At 66.5% G+C, this 14352-nt stretch carries 14 protein-coding genes; 4 read left to right on the forward strand and 10 right to left on the reverse strand.

Features of this window, described 5'->3' with window-relative positions; translation table 11 throughout:
• Window positions 1-112 precede the first annotated feature (112 nt).
• The 3 genes from LZ005_RS14025 to LZ005_RS14035 are packed head-to-tail and all read right to left on the reverse strand — an operon-like array spanning window position 113 to window position 2905.
• Entirely contained in the window at window positions 113-580 is a 468-nt protein-coding gene (locus LZ005_RS14025; protein ID WP_237808695.1) for a DUF494 family protein, read from the reverse strand.
• Window positions 581-620: 40 nt separating this feature from the next.
• Window positions 621-1787, reverse strand: a complete 1167-nt coding sequence (gene dprA, locus LZ005_RS14030; protein WP_237808696.1) for a DNA-processing protein DprA — start codon at window positions 1785-1787, stop codon at window positions 621-623.
• 11 nt (window positions 1788-1798) lie between these two features.
• Window positions 1799-2905, reverse strand: a complete 1107-nt coding sequence (locus LZ005_RS14035) for a LysM peptidoglycan-binding domain-containing protein (RefSeq protein WP_237808697.1) — start codon at window positions 2903-2905, stop codon at window positions 1799-1801.
• Window positions 2906-2998: 93 nt separating this feature from the next.
• Between LZ005_RS14035 and def the strand changes: the two genes are divergently transcribed.
• Both def and fmt read left to right on the forward strand, forming a co-directional pair.
• A complete protein-coding gene (def, locus tag LZ005_RS14040; protein ID WP_237808698.1) occupies window positions 2999-3538 on the forward strand; it encodes a peptide deformylase in 540 nt (179 codons plus the stop codon).
• 22 nt (window positions 3539-3560) lie between these two features.
• Complete coding sequence (gene fmt, locus LZ005_RS14045) at window positions 3561-4520, forward strand: methionyl-tRNA formyltransferase (protein ID WP_237808699.1); 960 nt, start codon at window positions 3561-3563, stop codon at window positions 4518-4520.
• A gap of 45 nt (window positions 4521-4565) precedes the next feature.
• On the opposite strand, the gene LZ005_RS14050 is transcribed toward fmt, so the two are convergent.
• From LZ005_RS14050 to LZ005_RS14060, 3 genes are all read right to left on the reverse strand, one after another.
• Window positions 4566-4808 (reverse strand): hypothetical protein, encoded by a 243-nt coding sequence (locus LZ005_RS14050; RefSeq protein WP_237808700.1) that lies wholly within the window; start codon window positions 4806-4808, stop codon window positions 4566-4568.
• A 77-nt stretch (window positions 4809-4885) separates the two neighbouring features.
• Entirely contained in the window at window positions 4886-5125 is a 240-nt protein-coding gene (locus LZ005_RS14055; protein ID WP_237808701.1) for a hypothetical protein, read from the reverse strand.
• A 103-nt stretch (window positions 5126-5228) separates the two neighbouring features.
• Window positions 5229-5480 (reverse strand): BrnA antitoxin family protein, encoded by a 252-nt coding sequence (locus LZ005_RS14060; protein ID WP_237808702.1) that lies wholly within the window; start codon window positions 5478-5480, stop codon window positions 5229-5231.
• Window positions 5481-5816: 336 nt separating this feature from the next.
• Here LZ005_RS14060 and metH point away from each other — a divergent pair, with 336 nt between their 5' ends.
• Complete coding sequence (gene metH, locus LZ005_RS14065; protein WP_237808703.1) at window positions 5817-9572, forward strand: methionine synthase; 3756 nt, start codon at window positions 5817-5819, stop codon at window positions 9570-9572.
• Here the strand turns inward: metH and LZ005_RS14070 are convergent.
• The 3 genes from LZ005_RS14070 to LZ005_RS14080 all read right to left on the reverse strand — a co-directional run bounded on the left by LZ005_RS14070 (window position 9526) and on the right by LZ005_RS14080 (window position 12475).
• Window positions 9526-10173 (reverse strand): hypothetical protein, encoded by a 648-nt coding sequence (locus LZ005_RS14070; RefSeq protein WP_237808704.1) that lies wholly within the window; start codon window positions 10171-10173, stop codon window positions 9526-9528. The two genes, metH and LZ005_RS14070, sit on opposite strands and share 47 nt — an antisense overlap.
• A 72-nt stretch (window positions 10174-10245) precedes the next feature.
• Entirely contained in the window at window positions 10246-11529 is a 1284-nt protein-coding gene (locus LZ005_RS14075; RefSeq protein WP_237808705.1) for an ABC transporter permease, read from the reverse strand.
• Window positions 11530-11533: 4 nt separating this feature from the next.
• Window positions 11534-12475: an ABC transporter ATP-binding protein gene (locus LZ005_RS14080; protein WP_237808706.1), complete on the reverse strand. Its 942-nt coding sequence runs from the start codon at window positions 12473-12475 to the stop codon at window positions 11534-11536.
• 130 nt (window positions 12476-12605) lie between these two features.
• On the opposite strand from LZ005_RS14080, the gene LZ005_RS14085 reads away from it, so the two are divergent.
• Window positions 12606-12980 carry an SPW repeat protein gene (locus tag LZ005_RS14085; protein WP_237808707.1) on the forward strand — a complete coding sequence of 125 codons (375 nt, stop codon included), beginning with the start codon at window positions 12606-12608 and terminating at the stop codon, window positions 12978-12980.
• 18 nt (window positions 12981-12998) lie between these two features.
• Here the strand turns inward: LZ005_RS14085 and LZ005_RS14090 are convergent, their stop codons facing one another.
• Window positions 12999-14264, reverse strand: coding sequence for an EAL and HDOD domain-containing protein (locus LZ005_RS14090; protein ID WP_237808708.1), 1266 nt, complete (start codon window positions 14262-14264; stop codon window positions 12999-13001).
• Window positions 14265-14352: the final 88 nt, after the last annotated feature.

Raw genomic sequence — 14352 nt, forward strand, 5'->3', positions numbered from 1 at the left:
GATAACGGTCTGAAATCGAGCGGCCAATGATAAGCGGGACTCGCAACAGTGTGCAAGTAGCGCGCCATCGGTCACGCTGGCTGGAAACGCGGCCTGGCGCAGCACGCCGGGCTTAATGCAGTTGACGCGGGGCCGCTTCTTCGTCGCCGCTGAACAGATCGTCGAACATCAGGGCGTCGGGTTCGGTGCCCTGGCTCCACAGCAGCATCAGCACGATGATCTTCAGCTTGCCGAGGCCGACCGGGGAGTCGCCCAGGGCCAGCGCGCGCTCGATGACGATCTCGCGCTGGGCGGGGCTGAGCACGCCGGCGCTCTCGAGGAACTGGATGAATCCCAGGGCCGGCTGGCCGAGGGCGTCGACTTCCTGCGCAACGTAAAAGCGGGTGCCGGTCGACTGGGCAGTGGCGCTGTTCGACTCGGCGCCGGCGGCGGCGGTCAAGTCGGTCAGCCAGATCAATGCCTGAGAAATTTCGAGCTCATCGAAGCCGACGGCGGAGAGCTTGCGCGCCAGGGCGGCCGGCTCTGGGCAGGCATCCGGGCGGAAATACGTCTCGTACAAATAAACCAGGACATCGAACATGGCCCTACTTTAACAGCCTTTCTTGAGGTGCGACAAGTGCTTACGAATCTTTCAACAATTGGAATAATCCACCGGGCTGGCGTTCGATTATTTCCGCCAGCTCCAGGGCCAGCAGGCGCGCCTGGACCTCGCCCAGGGGCCAGCCGAGCGCCTCGGCCAGCAGCTCGGCCGGGGCCGCCGCCGCGCCGAGGGCGTCCAGCAGCTGGCGGCTGCGCCCGTCCAGGCGCAGGCCGGACGGCGTGGGCGCGGGGCGGGCCGCGCGCGCGCCGCTCATGCCGAGCGCGTCCAGCACGTCCTGCGCCCCCTCGGCCAGGGCGGCGCCCTGCTTGATCAGACGGTGGCAGCCGGCCGCCAGCGGCGACTGGATGGCGCCCGGCACGGCCAGCACCTCGCGCCCCTGCTCGAGCGCGAGCTCGGCCGTGATCAGGCTGCCGGAACGGGCCGCCGCCTCGACCACCAGCACGGCGTCGGCCAGCACGCTGATCACCCGGTTGCGCTGGGGGAAGTTGAGGCCCTGGGGACCGGTTCCGAGTGGGTACTCACTAACCAGACAGCCGGCGCCCGCAATCGCGCCCATCAGGCCGTGGTGGCGCGCCGGATAGCAGCGGTCGATGCCGGTGCCGAGCACGGCGACGGTGGCGCCGCCGGCCGCCAGGGCGCCGCGGTGGGCCGCGCCGTCGATGCCCTGGGCCAGGCCGGAGACGATGCACAGCCCGGCCTCGGCCAGCTCGGCCGCGATGCGCTGGGCGGTGGCCATGCCGCCCGCGCTGGCGCGCCGGCTGCCGACGATGGCGACGGCGCGCTGCGCCAGCAGGGCCGGCGCGCCGTGCAGGTAGAGCAGCAGCGGCGGGTCGGGCAGCGCACGCAGGCGCGCCGGGTAGGCGGGGTCGCTCAGGGTCAGCAGGGTATGCCCGGGCTCGGCGCTCCAGGCGGCCAGGGCCGCCACGCGCGCCGCGAGTTCGGGCCGCGCCTGACGCTGCCAGGCGGCCAGCGCGCCGCGCAGGGTCGCGTTCGGCTCGGCCCCGCCGGCTTCGAGGATATCGATCAGGCGCGCCGGCGGCAGCTGCAGCAGGACTTCGGGATCGGGCACGGCGCGCAGCAGACGGGCGGCGCTGGTGCGGCCGATGTGCTCGGCCTCGGACAGGCGCAGCCAGGCCGCCAGGGCGGCGCGGCTGCGACAGGGACTGGGGGGAACCGTGGCGGGCACGGCGTCACCTCTTATTCAGGAGAGCGCGCTGCGTCTCCCACCTGCACCGGTGCGCGCACCTGCATCACCAGGCCATACGACACCTTCTTGAACACCCGGAAAATAAACACGCGGCCGTATTCCTCGTCGGGCAGGTGGACCTTGGGCGAACCGAGGTTGAACCAGCCTTTATCGCCGCCACCATCGGGAACCGCCTTGCCCGCATGGTAAAGCTGCAGCACGGCGCCGATGTCGAGTCCATCAAGTGCGCCGCGATTGAGGCTGACGACGGCGTTCTGGGCGCCGGCGTCCATGCCGCCGTAGATGCCGAGCACGCGCGCCTCGACCTGGCGCTCGGGCTGGTGCGGCACATAGTTGCGCATCGGCGTGGGCGGGGCCGGCACCAGCAGGTCGCCCACGCCCATTTCCTGTTTGCTCGAGGCCACGCTGAAGGTGTGCACGTCGGCCTTGCCCTTGGCTTCCTGCACCAGTTTCACGGTGCCCAGGTAGAAGGCTTCGTGCGCCACCACCTGGCGCGTGACGGGGTCGACCAGCGGCTTGCCCGGGCGATACACCTGGAACGAGGTCCCGCCCTTCAGATCGCCCTTGACGAAGGCCTTGTCGTCCTTGCCCAGGTAGAGGTGGCCCTCCTGGGTGGCAGCGATGCGCGGGGCCGCTTTCATGTCCTCGTCTTCGACAATCTGCGGCTGCGACAGGAAGGGTTCGATCACCCCGGTCGGGATCGCCGCGACGGCGTCGCGCCCGAGGCCCTCGGTGCGCAGCTGGGGCGAGAGTTTAAAGGTCTTCAGGCCGTCGGCGCCGAGCGTGCCGTCGGCGCTGCCCGGCTTGTTCAGCGACAGGCGCTTGTGCTCGCGGTCGAGATAGATGGTCTGGCCCGGATAGATCCAGTGCGGGTTCTTGATCTCGTCCTTGTTCATGCCCCACACCTCGGGCCAGCACCAGGGCGTGGCCAGGAATTTGGTCGAGATATCCCACAGCGTATCGCCCTTGACGACCTGGTACTGGTCGGGGGCGGCGGGCAGAATCGTGCAGTCGGCGGCGAGCGCGGGACGGACCGCGGCGGCGATCAGACAGGCTGCCGCGACGAAGCGGTAGCCGCATGTGCTAGAATTTTTCATTGGCTTGTCCGTTAAAACGCTTGCCGAAGTGGTTCAAATTCTGCACATAAATCCTTGAAACTGCAAGGAATTCGGCAATCTCCCCTAGCATCTATGGCAATACTGAAGATCCTCCGCTATCCCGACCCCCGCCTGCACAAGGTGGCCAAGCCCGTCACCGTGTTCGACGAGCGCCTGCCGCGCCTGGTCGCGGACATGGCCGAAACCATGTACAAGGCGCCCGGCATCGGCCTGGCCGCCACCCAGGTCGACGTGCACGAACGCGTGATCGTCATCGACACCTCGGAAACCAATGACCAGCTGCAGGTCTTCATCAATCCCGAGATCCTGTGGGCCAGCGCAGACAAGGCCGTGTACGAGGAAGGCTGCCTGTCGGTGCCCGGCATCTACGACGGCGTCGAGCGCCCGACCCAGGTGCGGGTGCGCGCCCAGGACGTGCACGGCGCGTTTTTCGAGATCGACTGCGACGGCCTGCTGGCCGTCTGCATCCAGCACGAAATGGATCACCTGATGGGCAAGGTCTTCGTCGAATACCTGTCCCCGCTGAAACGCAACCGCATCAAGCAAAAGCTGCTCAAAGAAGAACGCGGTCTGGAACGCGAGGCCTCGGCCCGCGCCGCCGCCCGCCGCTAAACCTGCTCTTGCCGGGAGGCCTATGAAAGTCGTTTTTGCCGGAACGCCGGAATTCGCGGCCTGCGCGCTGCGTGCCATTCTCGAGGCCGGGTTCGAGGTCCCGCTCGTGCTGACCCAGCCCGACCGCCCGGCCGGGCGCGGCCTGCAGCTGCATGCCTCGGCCGTCAAGCAGCTGGCCCTGGCCCATGGCCTGCGCGTGCTGCAGCCGCTCTCGCTGCGCCTGGACAGTACCGATGCCCAGCGCGCGGCCGAGGCCGCCGCAGCCCATGCGGCCCTGCAGGCGACCGACTACGATGTGATGGTGGTGGCCGCCTACGGCCTGATCCTGCCGCGCTCGACGCTCGACCTTCGCCCCTGCATCAATATCCACGGCTCGCTGCTGCCGCGCTGGCGCGGGGCGGCGCCGATCCAGCGCGCGATCGAAGCCGGCGACGCCGACACCGGGGTCACCATCATGCAAATGGAGGAAGGCCTCGATACCGGGCCGATGCTGATGATCGAGCGCCTGCCGATCACGCCCCAGGACAGCACGGCCAGCCTGCACGACAAGCTGGCCGCGCTCGGTGCGCGGATGATCGTGGCCACACTGCGCAAGCTGCAGGCCGGCCCGCTCGAGGCCATGCCCCAGCCGGCCGAGGGCGTGACCTATGCGGCCAAGATCAGCAAGGACGAGGCGGCGCTCGACTTCAGCCGCCCGGCCGAGCTGCTGAGCCGCCAGATCCGCGCCTTCAATCCCTTCCCCGGCGCCCATGCCAGCGTCGAGGGCAGCACCATCAAGATCTGGGAAGCCGAGGCGCTGGCAGCCGACAGCCCATGCGCGCCCGGCACTGTGATCGCGGCCGACCCGCAGCACGGCATCATCGTCGCCTGCGGCCAGGGCACACTGCGCCTGCACTGCCTGCAGAAGCCGGGCGGCAAGCGTCTGCCGGCCGCCGAATTTCTCAAGGGCTTCACGCTCGAAGAGCGCCGCTTCGGCGCATAAAAAAAAGGCGGCCGCGGCCGCCTTTTTTTGTGGCCCGCGCGGGCCTCAGTGCGAGATTTCGGGATTCGAACGGGCCGTGTCGAGCAGCTCGCGCGCCTTCATCGTGGTCAGCATGCGGTCACCGGCCACGCCGGGAATGCGGCTGCCGGTCATCGTGTAGCGCGAACGGTCGAGATTCTTGACCGGGGCGGCATTTGCCACCGGCACATACAGGTCGATCGGTTCCATCGCGGCGCAGCCGCTCAGCATGGCCAGGGCCAGCACTGCCGGGATCATCAGTGTCTTCATGGGACTATCCAATCACAGTCATCATCATCCACACACCGGCCGCAGCCGGGACATCCCGCTATCCTACACCCAGCGTGTCAGTTGCGCGAGAGTTCCGGGCTGGTTTTGTTGCCGTCCAGGATGTCGCGTGCCTTCATCGTGGTCAGCATGCGGTCGCCGGCGATCCCGGGGATGCGGCTGCCCGTCATCGTGTAGCGGCTGCGGTCGAGATTCTTGACGGGACCGGCGTTGGCCACCGGCACATACAGATCAATCGGTTCCATCGCCGCGCAGCCGGACAGCAGGGCCAGCACAGCGCTGATCAGCACAAGTTTCATGATGCTTCCTTCCAGGAGGGTGAGGGGGCCAGCGGGACCTCGCCCGCCGATCTCACCATCCTAGCCGGAATACAGACGTGAATTGTGCAAAAAGTGTAAGCGCTCAGGCGCTGGCGGACGGGTCCTGGACCGGGGCGGTGGCGATACGCGGATTGTTTTCCATGTATTCACGCAGCACCTGGTTGATGCGGGTCTGGTAGCCCGGACCCTCGGCCTTGAACCAGGCCAGCATATCGGTATCGAGACGGATCGTGACGATCTGCTTGACCGGCGTGGCCTGGCCATGCCGGCTGTTGCTGCGTGCGCGCACGCCGGTCGCGGGTTCGATACGGTTCGAGTCGATCTGGGTATGCATGGTGTCACCTTTACAAATTAAGAAAGCTGCCGCTCAGCGCACACCGCTCATCTGGACAAACACCAGCCAGGCCGCCGCGACGACGGTATAGGTGGCGATCAGCAGATAAACCAGTTGCGCTTTCATCTGAACTCCCGATGGGGGCAGCGACCAGGTTATTGTCGCCAAACCATGTATCAATAAGATTGCAAATACGGGGTAGTTTTGTATCGGCATGTATCAATACAGCATTGCCATGCAGCAACGCTGTTACATGGCACATTTCCAGCGCCGCCGGGGAAAGTCCAGGCTTTCCCGTATAATTTTCGATCTGCCTCAATCTTCTGAAAGCCCCCGATGACGTATTCCCCGACCGAAGCCCGCCTGCGCGACCTGATGGCCCAACGCATCCTGATTCTGGACGGCGCCATGGGGACCACGATCCAGCAGTACAAGCTGGACGAGGCCGATTATCGGGGTGAACGTTTCAAGGATTTCGCCCCGCCGGCCGGCACGGCCGTGCGCGAACTCTTCGTCAAGGGCAATAACGAACTGCTGACGCTGACGCGTCCGGACGTGATCCTGGCCATCCACGAGCGCTACCTGGCCGCCGGCGCCGACCTGATCGAGACGAATACCTTCGGCGCCACCAGCGTTGCCCAGGACGACTACCACATGGCCGACCTGGCCTATGAAATGAACGTGGCGGCGGCGCGCCTGGCCAAGCAGGCCTGCGCCAAGTACAGCACGCCGGACAAGCCGCGCTTCGTGGCCGGCGCCCTCGGCCCGACGCCGAAGACGGCCTCGATTTCGCCCGACGTCAACGATCCGGGCGCGCGCAACATCACGTTCGACCAGCTGGTGGCGGCCTATCACGAGCAGGTGCGCGGCCTGGTCGACGGCGGCGCCGACGTGCTGCTGGTCGAGACGATTTTCGACACGCTCAACTGCAAGGCGGCGCTGTTCGCGATCGACCAGTATTTCGACGAACACCCCGAACAGGTGCGCCTGCCACTGATGATCTCCGGCACCGTCACCGACGCCTCGGGCCGCATCCTGTCGGGCCAGACCGTGGCCGCCTTCTGGCACTCGGTGCGCCACGCGCGCCCCCTGACCATCGGCCTCAACTGCGCGCTCGGCGCCGCCCTGATGCGCCCGTATGCGGAGGAGCTGTCGAAAATCGCCGACACCTTCGTCTGCATCTACCCGAACGCGGGCCTGCCCAATCCGATGAGCGAGACCGGCTTTGACGAGCTGCCGGCCGACACCGCCGCCCTGCTGCAGGAATTTGCCCAGGCCGGCTTCATCAATATGGCCGGCGGCTGCTGCGGCACCACGCCCGAGCACATCGCCGCCATCAGCAAGACGCTGGCGCCGCTGGCGCCGCGCCGCCCGCCCCAGATTCCGGTGGCCCTGCGCCTGTCCGGCCTGGAGCCGTTCACGATCGACGAGGCCTCGCTGTTCGTCAACGTCGGCGAGCGCACCAATGTGACCGGCTCCAAGGCCTTCGCCCGCCTGATCCTCAACGAGCAGTACGACGAGGCCCTGGCCGTGGCGCGCCAGCAGGTCGAGAACGGCGCCCAGGTGATCGACATCAATATGGACGAGGCCATGCTCGATTCGGTGGCGGCGATGACGCGCTTCCTGAATCTGATCGCCTCCGAGCCCGACATCGCGCGCGTGCCGCTGATGATCGACTCCTCGAAATGGAGCGTGATCGAGGCCGGCCTCAAATGCGTGCAGGGCAAGGCCATCGTCAACTCGATTTCGCTGAAGGAAGGCGAGGCCGAATTCCTGCGCCAGGCGCGCCTGTGCCGCCGCTACGGCGCGGCCGTGATCGTCATGGCCTTCGACGAGCAGGGCCAGGCCGACAGCTTTGCGCGCAAGACCGAGATCTGCGCACGCGCCTACAAGGTGCTGACCGAACAGGTCGGCTTCCCGCCCGAAGACATCATCTTCGACCCGAACATCTTCGCGATCGCCACCGGCATCGAGGAGCACAATCACTACGCGGTCGACTTCATCGAGGCCACGCGCTGGATCCGCGCTAACCTGCCCCATGCCCACATCTCGGGCGGGGTGTCGAACGTGTCCTTCTCGTTCCGCGGTAACGACCCGGCGCGCGAGGCCATCCACACGGTCTTCCTCTACCACGCGATCCAGGCCGGCATGACCATGGGCATCGTCAACGCCGGCATGATCGGCGTCTACGACGAGCTCGACCCTGAGCTGCGCGAGCGCGTCGAGGACGTGGTGCTGAACCGCCGCCCCGACGCCACCGAGCGCATGATCGACTTCGCCGCCACCCTCAAGGCCGGCGGCGCCAAGCAGGAACAGAATCTGGCCTGGCGCGAGCAGCCTGTGCAGCAGCGCCTCGCGCATGCGCTGGTGCACGGCATCACCCAATGGATCGTCGAGGACACCGAGGAAGCGCGCCAGCAGGCCATGGCCAGCGGCGGGCGCCCGATCCATGTGATCGAAGGCCCGCTGATGGACGGCATGAATGTGGTCGGCGACCTGTTCGGCCAGGGCAAGATGTTCCTGCCCCAGGTGGTGAAATCGGCACGCGTGATGAAGCAGGCCGTGGCCCATCTGGTGCCGTATATCGAAGAGGAAAAGCAGGCCGAGGAGCGCCGCACCGGCATCGTCGCCAAGCCCAAGGGCAAGATCGTGATCGCCACCGTCAAGGGCGATGTGCACGACATCGGCAAGAACATCGTCTCGGTGGTCCTGCAGTGCAATAACTTCGAGGTCGTGAACATGGGCGTGATGGTGCCCTGCTCCGAAATCCTGGCCAAGGCCAAGCTCGAGAACGCCGACATGATCGGTCTGTCGGGCCTGATCACGCCTTCGCTCGAGGAGATGGCCTACGTGGCCAAGGAGATGGAGCGCGACCCGCACTTCCGCACCGCCAAGATTCCGCTGCTGATCGGCGGCGCCACCACCAGCCGCGCCCACACGGCCGTCAAGATCGCCCCCCATTACTCGGGCCCGGTCGTGTATGTGCCGGACGCCTCGCGCTCGGTCTCGGTGGCGCAGAGCCTGCTGACGCCGGGCCAGCGCGAACACTATGTGAGCGAACTCGAGGCCGACTACGCGCGCATCCGCGAGCAGCATGCCAACAAGAAGGCCACGCCCATGATCAGCCTGGCCGACGCGCGCGCCAACAAGGCGCGCCTCGACTTCGCGCCGCTCAAGCCGAAGTTCATCGGCCGGCGCGTGTTCCACAATGTCGACCTGGGCACGCTGGCGCGCTACATCGACTGGGGCCCGTTCTTCCAGACCTGGGACCTGGCCGGCCCCTACCCGGCCATCCTGCAGGACCCGGTGGTCGGCGAGGCCGCGCGCAAAGTGTTCGAAGAAGGCCAGGCCCTGCTGAAGAAAGTCATCGACGGCCGCTGGCTGACGGCCAATGGCGCCATCGCCCTGCTGCCGGCCAACAGCGTCAACGACGACGATATCGAGGTCTACACCGACGACAGCCGCAGCCAGGTCGCCTTCACCTACTACGGCCTGCGCCAGCAGGGCGTGAAGCCGGTGATCGACGGCGTCCAGCGCCCCAACCAGTGCCTGGCCGATTTCATCGCGCCCAAGGACTCGGGCGTGAAGGACTATCTGGGCATGTTCGCCGTGACCGCCGGCCTCGGCATCGAGAAACACGAGAAGGCCTTCGAGGACGCGCACGACGACTATTCGTCGATCATGCTCAAGGCCCTGGCCGACCGCCTGGCCGAAGCCTTCGCCGAATACCTGCACGAGCGCGTGCGCACCGATCTGTGGGGCTATGCGGCCGACGAGAAGCTCAGCAATGAGGACCTGATCGCCGAACGCTACCGCGGCATCCGCCCGGCGCCCGGCTATCCGGCCTGCCCCGAGCACAGCGTCAAACGCGAGGTGTTCCAGGTGCTGCAGGCCGAGGAGATCGGCATGGGCCTGACCGAGTCGCTGGCGATGTTCCCGGGCGCTTCGGTGTCAGGTTTCTACTTCGCCCATCCCGAGGCCAAGTATTTTGTGGTGGGGAAAATCGGCGCCGACCAGTTGGCCGACCATGCGGCCCGGCGCGGTCTCAGCCAACAAGAACTGGAGCGCTGGCTGGCGCCGAATCTGAACTAGGCGCGATCAGCGGGGCCAGCAGCTGCGAACCGCGCGGCAGGCGCGCCTGCAGGGCCTGGATCGCAGCGGCGGTCAGGCTCACGTAGGCGTTCATGTTCTCGTGCAGATGGCGCGTGATGAAGGTCCAGCCGGCATCCGTTTCGCGCAGCCAGGTCATGCCGGGCGGGAAGCGGTGCGGCAGATGCTCGGCGTCACAGGCCAGCACGGTCTGGCTCCAGTGGCCCCACAGATAGGTGGGCGGATCCTCGCGCAGCCAGCGCACGCCCTGGGCCTCGGCGTATTCGCGGTTATTGCGTACGGTCAGGTCGATCACTTCGCGCTCGCCGACCGTCTCGTCGACCGATTCGATCCAGCAGTGGTAGGCGCCGCCGGCCTCGTTGGCAAAGGCCTGGTTGTCGCGCAGGTGGATGTGCTGGCCGCCGCCGCAATCGATGATGGCAAAGCCCGCCACCGGCCGGTAGACGCGGTTGAACACGATGCTGATCAGATTCGCGCCGACGATCGCATGCGCATGGCACAGGGCCGAATAGCGCTGCGGATAAGTGCGCCGGATAACGCTTTGCACACTGTCGGTAATCAGGGCCTGGAGGGGTAAAGACATGCTGCTGCCGCTTTCGGGATTCATCCCCCGTAAACGGCAGCCGCGGCGCTTTCTTTACCCTGTGCAATATCTTCAGGCGCGCCGCGCGTCGGCCGAGAACTTCCACAGGGCCAGCACGCCGAACAGCAGGGCAAAGCCGAGCTGGATGGCGGCCGGCACCAGCGCCGCCTCGAGGCCGAGGCCGCGCCAGGTCATGGCGTCGAGGCCATCGACGGCCCAGCGGGTCGGCACGGCCAGGGTGGCGGTCTGCATCCACGGCGGGAAGATGAAGGACGGGGCCCAGGCGCCGCCCAGCATGACCAGGATCAGCGTGGCGAACACGGCCAGGCCGCGCGCCGCTTCCGGCGTTTTGCCGAAGGCCGCGATCAGCAGGCCGAAGCAGGCCGTGAACAGGGCGAAGCTCAGGGCCACCAGCACGAAGCCGAGCGGATTGCCGATGCTGACCTTGAACACCAGGATGGCCACGCCGAACACCACGGCCATCAGGCCGCTGGCGATCAGGGCGGCCGAGGCGGCGCGCGCCAGCAGCACGGTGTGCAGGCTGACCGGGGCCGCCAGCAGGCGGTTCCAGATGCCGCTGCGGCGCGCCAGCAGAATGCCGATGCCCATGTCGATGCCCATGAACAGGATGAACTGCACGCTCATGCCGGCGAAGGAATGCGCGTAGCCGTTGTAATTGGCCATGGCGGCGCCGGCCACGATGGCCTGGTCGCGGGTGGCGAACGGCATGCTCAGGCCGGCCGGTGCGGCCTGGCCGGCGGCGCCCGGCTGGCGCTGCTGATAATGCTTGACCTCCACCAGCAGCTGCTGCAGACGGCGCGTCTCGGCATCGTCCTTGTGGGCGAGCGCGAGCAGGCTCTCGTCGATGAACTGCTGGCCGCTCGGCCCGCTCATCATTTCGCTGCTGACGTGCTGCATCACCTGCTGGGTCAGCAGACCCTTGACCATGCCCAGCACGGCGCCCTCGCTGGGGTCGTACAGCAATTCCAGGCTGGGGCGCTCGCCGGCGCCGAACAGGGCCTTGCCGGCCGCCGCGCCGAAGCCGGGCGGAATCACGATCGCCACTTTCTGCTTGCCTTTGCGCACCTGCTCGCGCGCGGCCTCGAGGCTCAGCACGCTGACGTGCAGATTCGGATCGGCGGCCAGGCCGGCGCCGATCCGCTGGCCGAGCACGCCCGTGTCCTGCTGGACGACGGCGATGTCGATCTTGCTGGTTTCGTGTTTGCCGGAACCGCCGAACAGGAAGCCGAAGAAGGCGGCCAGCACGATCGGCATGATCACGTGCATCAGGAGCGCGCGGCGCTCGCTCAGGTAGAGCTGGAGATCCTTGCGGATCAGGGCGAGAAAGGCAGTCATGGCATCAGTCGCGCAGGGTGCGCCCGGTCAGGTTCAGGAAAATGTCTTCAAGGCTGGTGCTGGCGGTGGCGAAATGGGTGGGCGCCACGCCCTGGTTCTGCAGCCACAGCAGCACCGGCAGGGCCTGCTCCTGGCTGTGCAGGCGCAGCACCAGCTGGTCGCCGGTGCTGTCGATGCGGGTCACGCCGGGCTGGGCGCGCAGGGCCGCGAGCAGGGCCGGATCGGGGGCCGCGGCCAGGCTCAGGCTGAGCGCCGCCTGGGCCGGCAGGCGCCGGTACAGTTCGGCCGGGCTGGCGTCGGCCAGCACCTTGCCGTGGTCGATGATCACGATGTGGTCGGCCAGCCGCTCGACCTCCTCCATGTAGTGCGAGGTATAGATCAGGGCGCAGCCGCGCCGCTTGAGCGCCTCGAGCGTGTCGAAGATCGCATTGCGGCTCTGCGGATCGACGCCGACCGTGGGCTCGTCGAGGATCAGCAGCCTGGGGTCGTGCATCAGGGCGGCGGCGATGTTCAGGCGGCGCTTCATGCCGCCCGAGAAGGTGCTCGGCTTGTCGCCCGCGCGCTCGCTCAGCTGGACCAGCGCCAGCACCTCGGCGCAGCGCTGACGGCGCGCCGCCAGCGGCATGCCGTACAGGGCGCCGAACAGCAGCAGATTGTCGCGCGCCGGCAGGTCCTCATACAGGGCCAGGTCCTGCGGCACCAGGCCGATCTGGCGCTTGGCCGCGGTCACGCCGGCCCCGATCGCCTGGCCGTCCAGACGCACGCTGCCCTGGTCGGCGCGCAGCAGGCCGGCGATGATCGCCACCGTGGTCGATTTGCCGGCCCCGTTCGGTCCCAGCAGGCCAACGGTCTGGCCGGCGCGCACCTGGAAGGACACGCCGTCGAGCGCGCGCCGGCTTCCATAGGACTTGACCAGGTCCGCCACTTCCAACAACACCTCGCTCATGCTTGCTCCTTCGGTAATGACGCGAGGCAGTGTAGCCTGATTGACATCAACAACACCAGGGAGAAGTGCATTGAACTTTATGACAAACGTCAGGCTCTAAATGCATATACCCTGATACGGAGGTGTTGATATGGCAATCCATTTCTCGACCAAACGCTGGCAGGATCAGGTCATCCTGCTGCTGGGTCTGTGGCTATTCGTGTCCCCCTGGGCCATGAATATCGCCGCCGACTCGCCGCTCGCCATGAATGCCCATGTCTCGGGCCTGCTCATGGCCATCCTTGCGGCCTTCGATTTGTACAGCACCTATTTGTGGGCCGTACTGCTCAATATGGCGGTCGGGGTCTGGACGGCACTGTCGCCCTGGGCGCTGCGCACGACCGATAACCAGGCCATGGTGGCCAATGCCGTCATCGTCGGCGTGGCCGTCGTGGTACTCGGCTTGTGGGAGCTGCAGAGCGACCCCGAACTGCACCAGAAGTGGGCCGGCTCCACGTCCGGCTAAGGGCACATCACCACGCCTTCAGTGCGTGCTGCGGGTGACTCGGTCACTCCATTCAAAGGCGGCCATTTCCAGATGAACCAGTTCATCCGTGGAGATGGCCAGCCCGCGCAAGGTCGGTAGCAGGTCTTCCTCGCGTTCCTCGATGCGTTCGACGCATTCGGTCAGGTAGAGCAGATTACCGAGGAAGCCATCGCGCTCGATCAGGGCGCGCGCCACATCCTGGTTGACGGGGATCTGGGTGATGATCTCGTTCATTGGGATGCCAAACAGCGCATCCATCAGCGACATGATGCCGACCGTGAAGGCCATGTCGGCGCGCTCGCGGTCGTGCGGGCGCAGGCGGTTCGACAGCAGCTCGAGCAGGCGGCCGCGTGTCGTGGCCAGGGCCAGCAGCGGATTGCCGCCGCCATTGCCGCGGTTCGGTTCCGCGTACAGCATGATCTGCAGCCAGCGCTGCAACTGGCGCCGGCCCAGCACCATCAGGGCCTGGCTCAGCGAGGCGATCGGCTTGACGGCGCCCATGGCCGGTGAATTCACGAGGCGCAGGAGGTTCAGGCTCAGCGAGGCATCGCCTTTGACGGCGCGCTCGATGTCCGCATGTTCGGCGTCCGAGGTGATCAGATTCATCAGCTCGACGATGGCCAGCTGCGAGGGCGACAGCTTCTTCCCGCTCATCACGACGGGGCGCGCGAAATAATAGCCCTGGAAGTAATCGAAGCCGAGTTCGAGGCAGGACTTGTACTCGTCCAGGGTCTCGACCTTTTCGGCCAGCAGTTTCTTGTGGTCCTTGCGAAAGCGCGGGGCCAGCTCGCGCAGCGTGGCCGGGGCCACGTCGGCGATGTCGAGCTTGACGTAGTCGATCAGCGGCAGAAAGCGCTGGACGTCGGGCGAATCGGCCACCACATCATCGAGGGCGAAGCGAAAGCCATGGCCGGCCAGTTCCTGCATGCGCGCGATCACCTCGTCGCTGGCGCGGGTCGACTCGACCACCTCGAGCACGATGTTCTCTTTGGGCAGGAAGTTGAAGATATCGCTCTTGAGCACTTCACCGTCGACGTTCACGAAGCCGAGCGACTCGCCGATCACCTTGTCCAGGCCGAGCTGGGCCACGTGGGCGATCACGGCGGCCGTGGCCGTCAGATCATTGGGGATATTGGCCGGGCCGCTGGCCGCGCCGCGAAACAGCAGCTCGTAGCCGAACAGGCCCTGGAAGCGATCGAGAATGGGTTGCCGCCCCAGGTAAAAATCGCGTGCATTCAGCGGTTCGAGAATGGGGTCGGTCATGGCATTACACTTTCAGAACGTCAGAACCGACACTCTACACGGTTTTAGACGCCTTCTGGTCGAAAAATTACTATTGAGCAACTTTCAA

It is taken from the genome of Massilia sp. TS11 (assembly GCF_022012445.1).
Classification (GTDB): domain Bacteria; phylum Pseudomonadota; class Gammaproteobacteria; order Burkholderiales; family Burkholderiaceae_D; genus Telluria.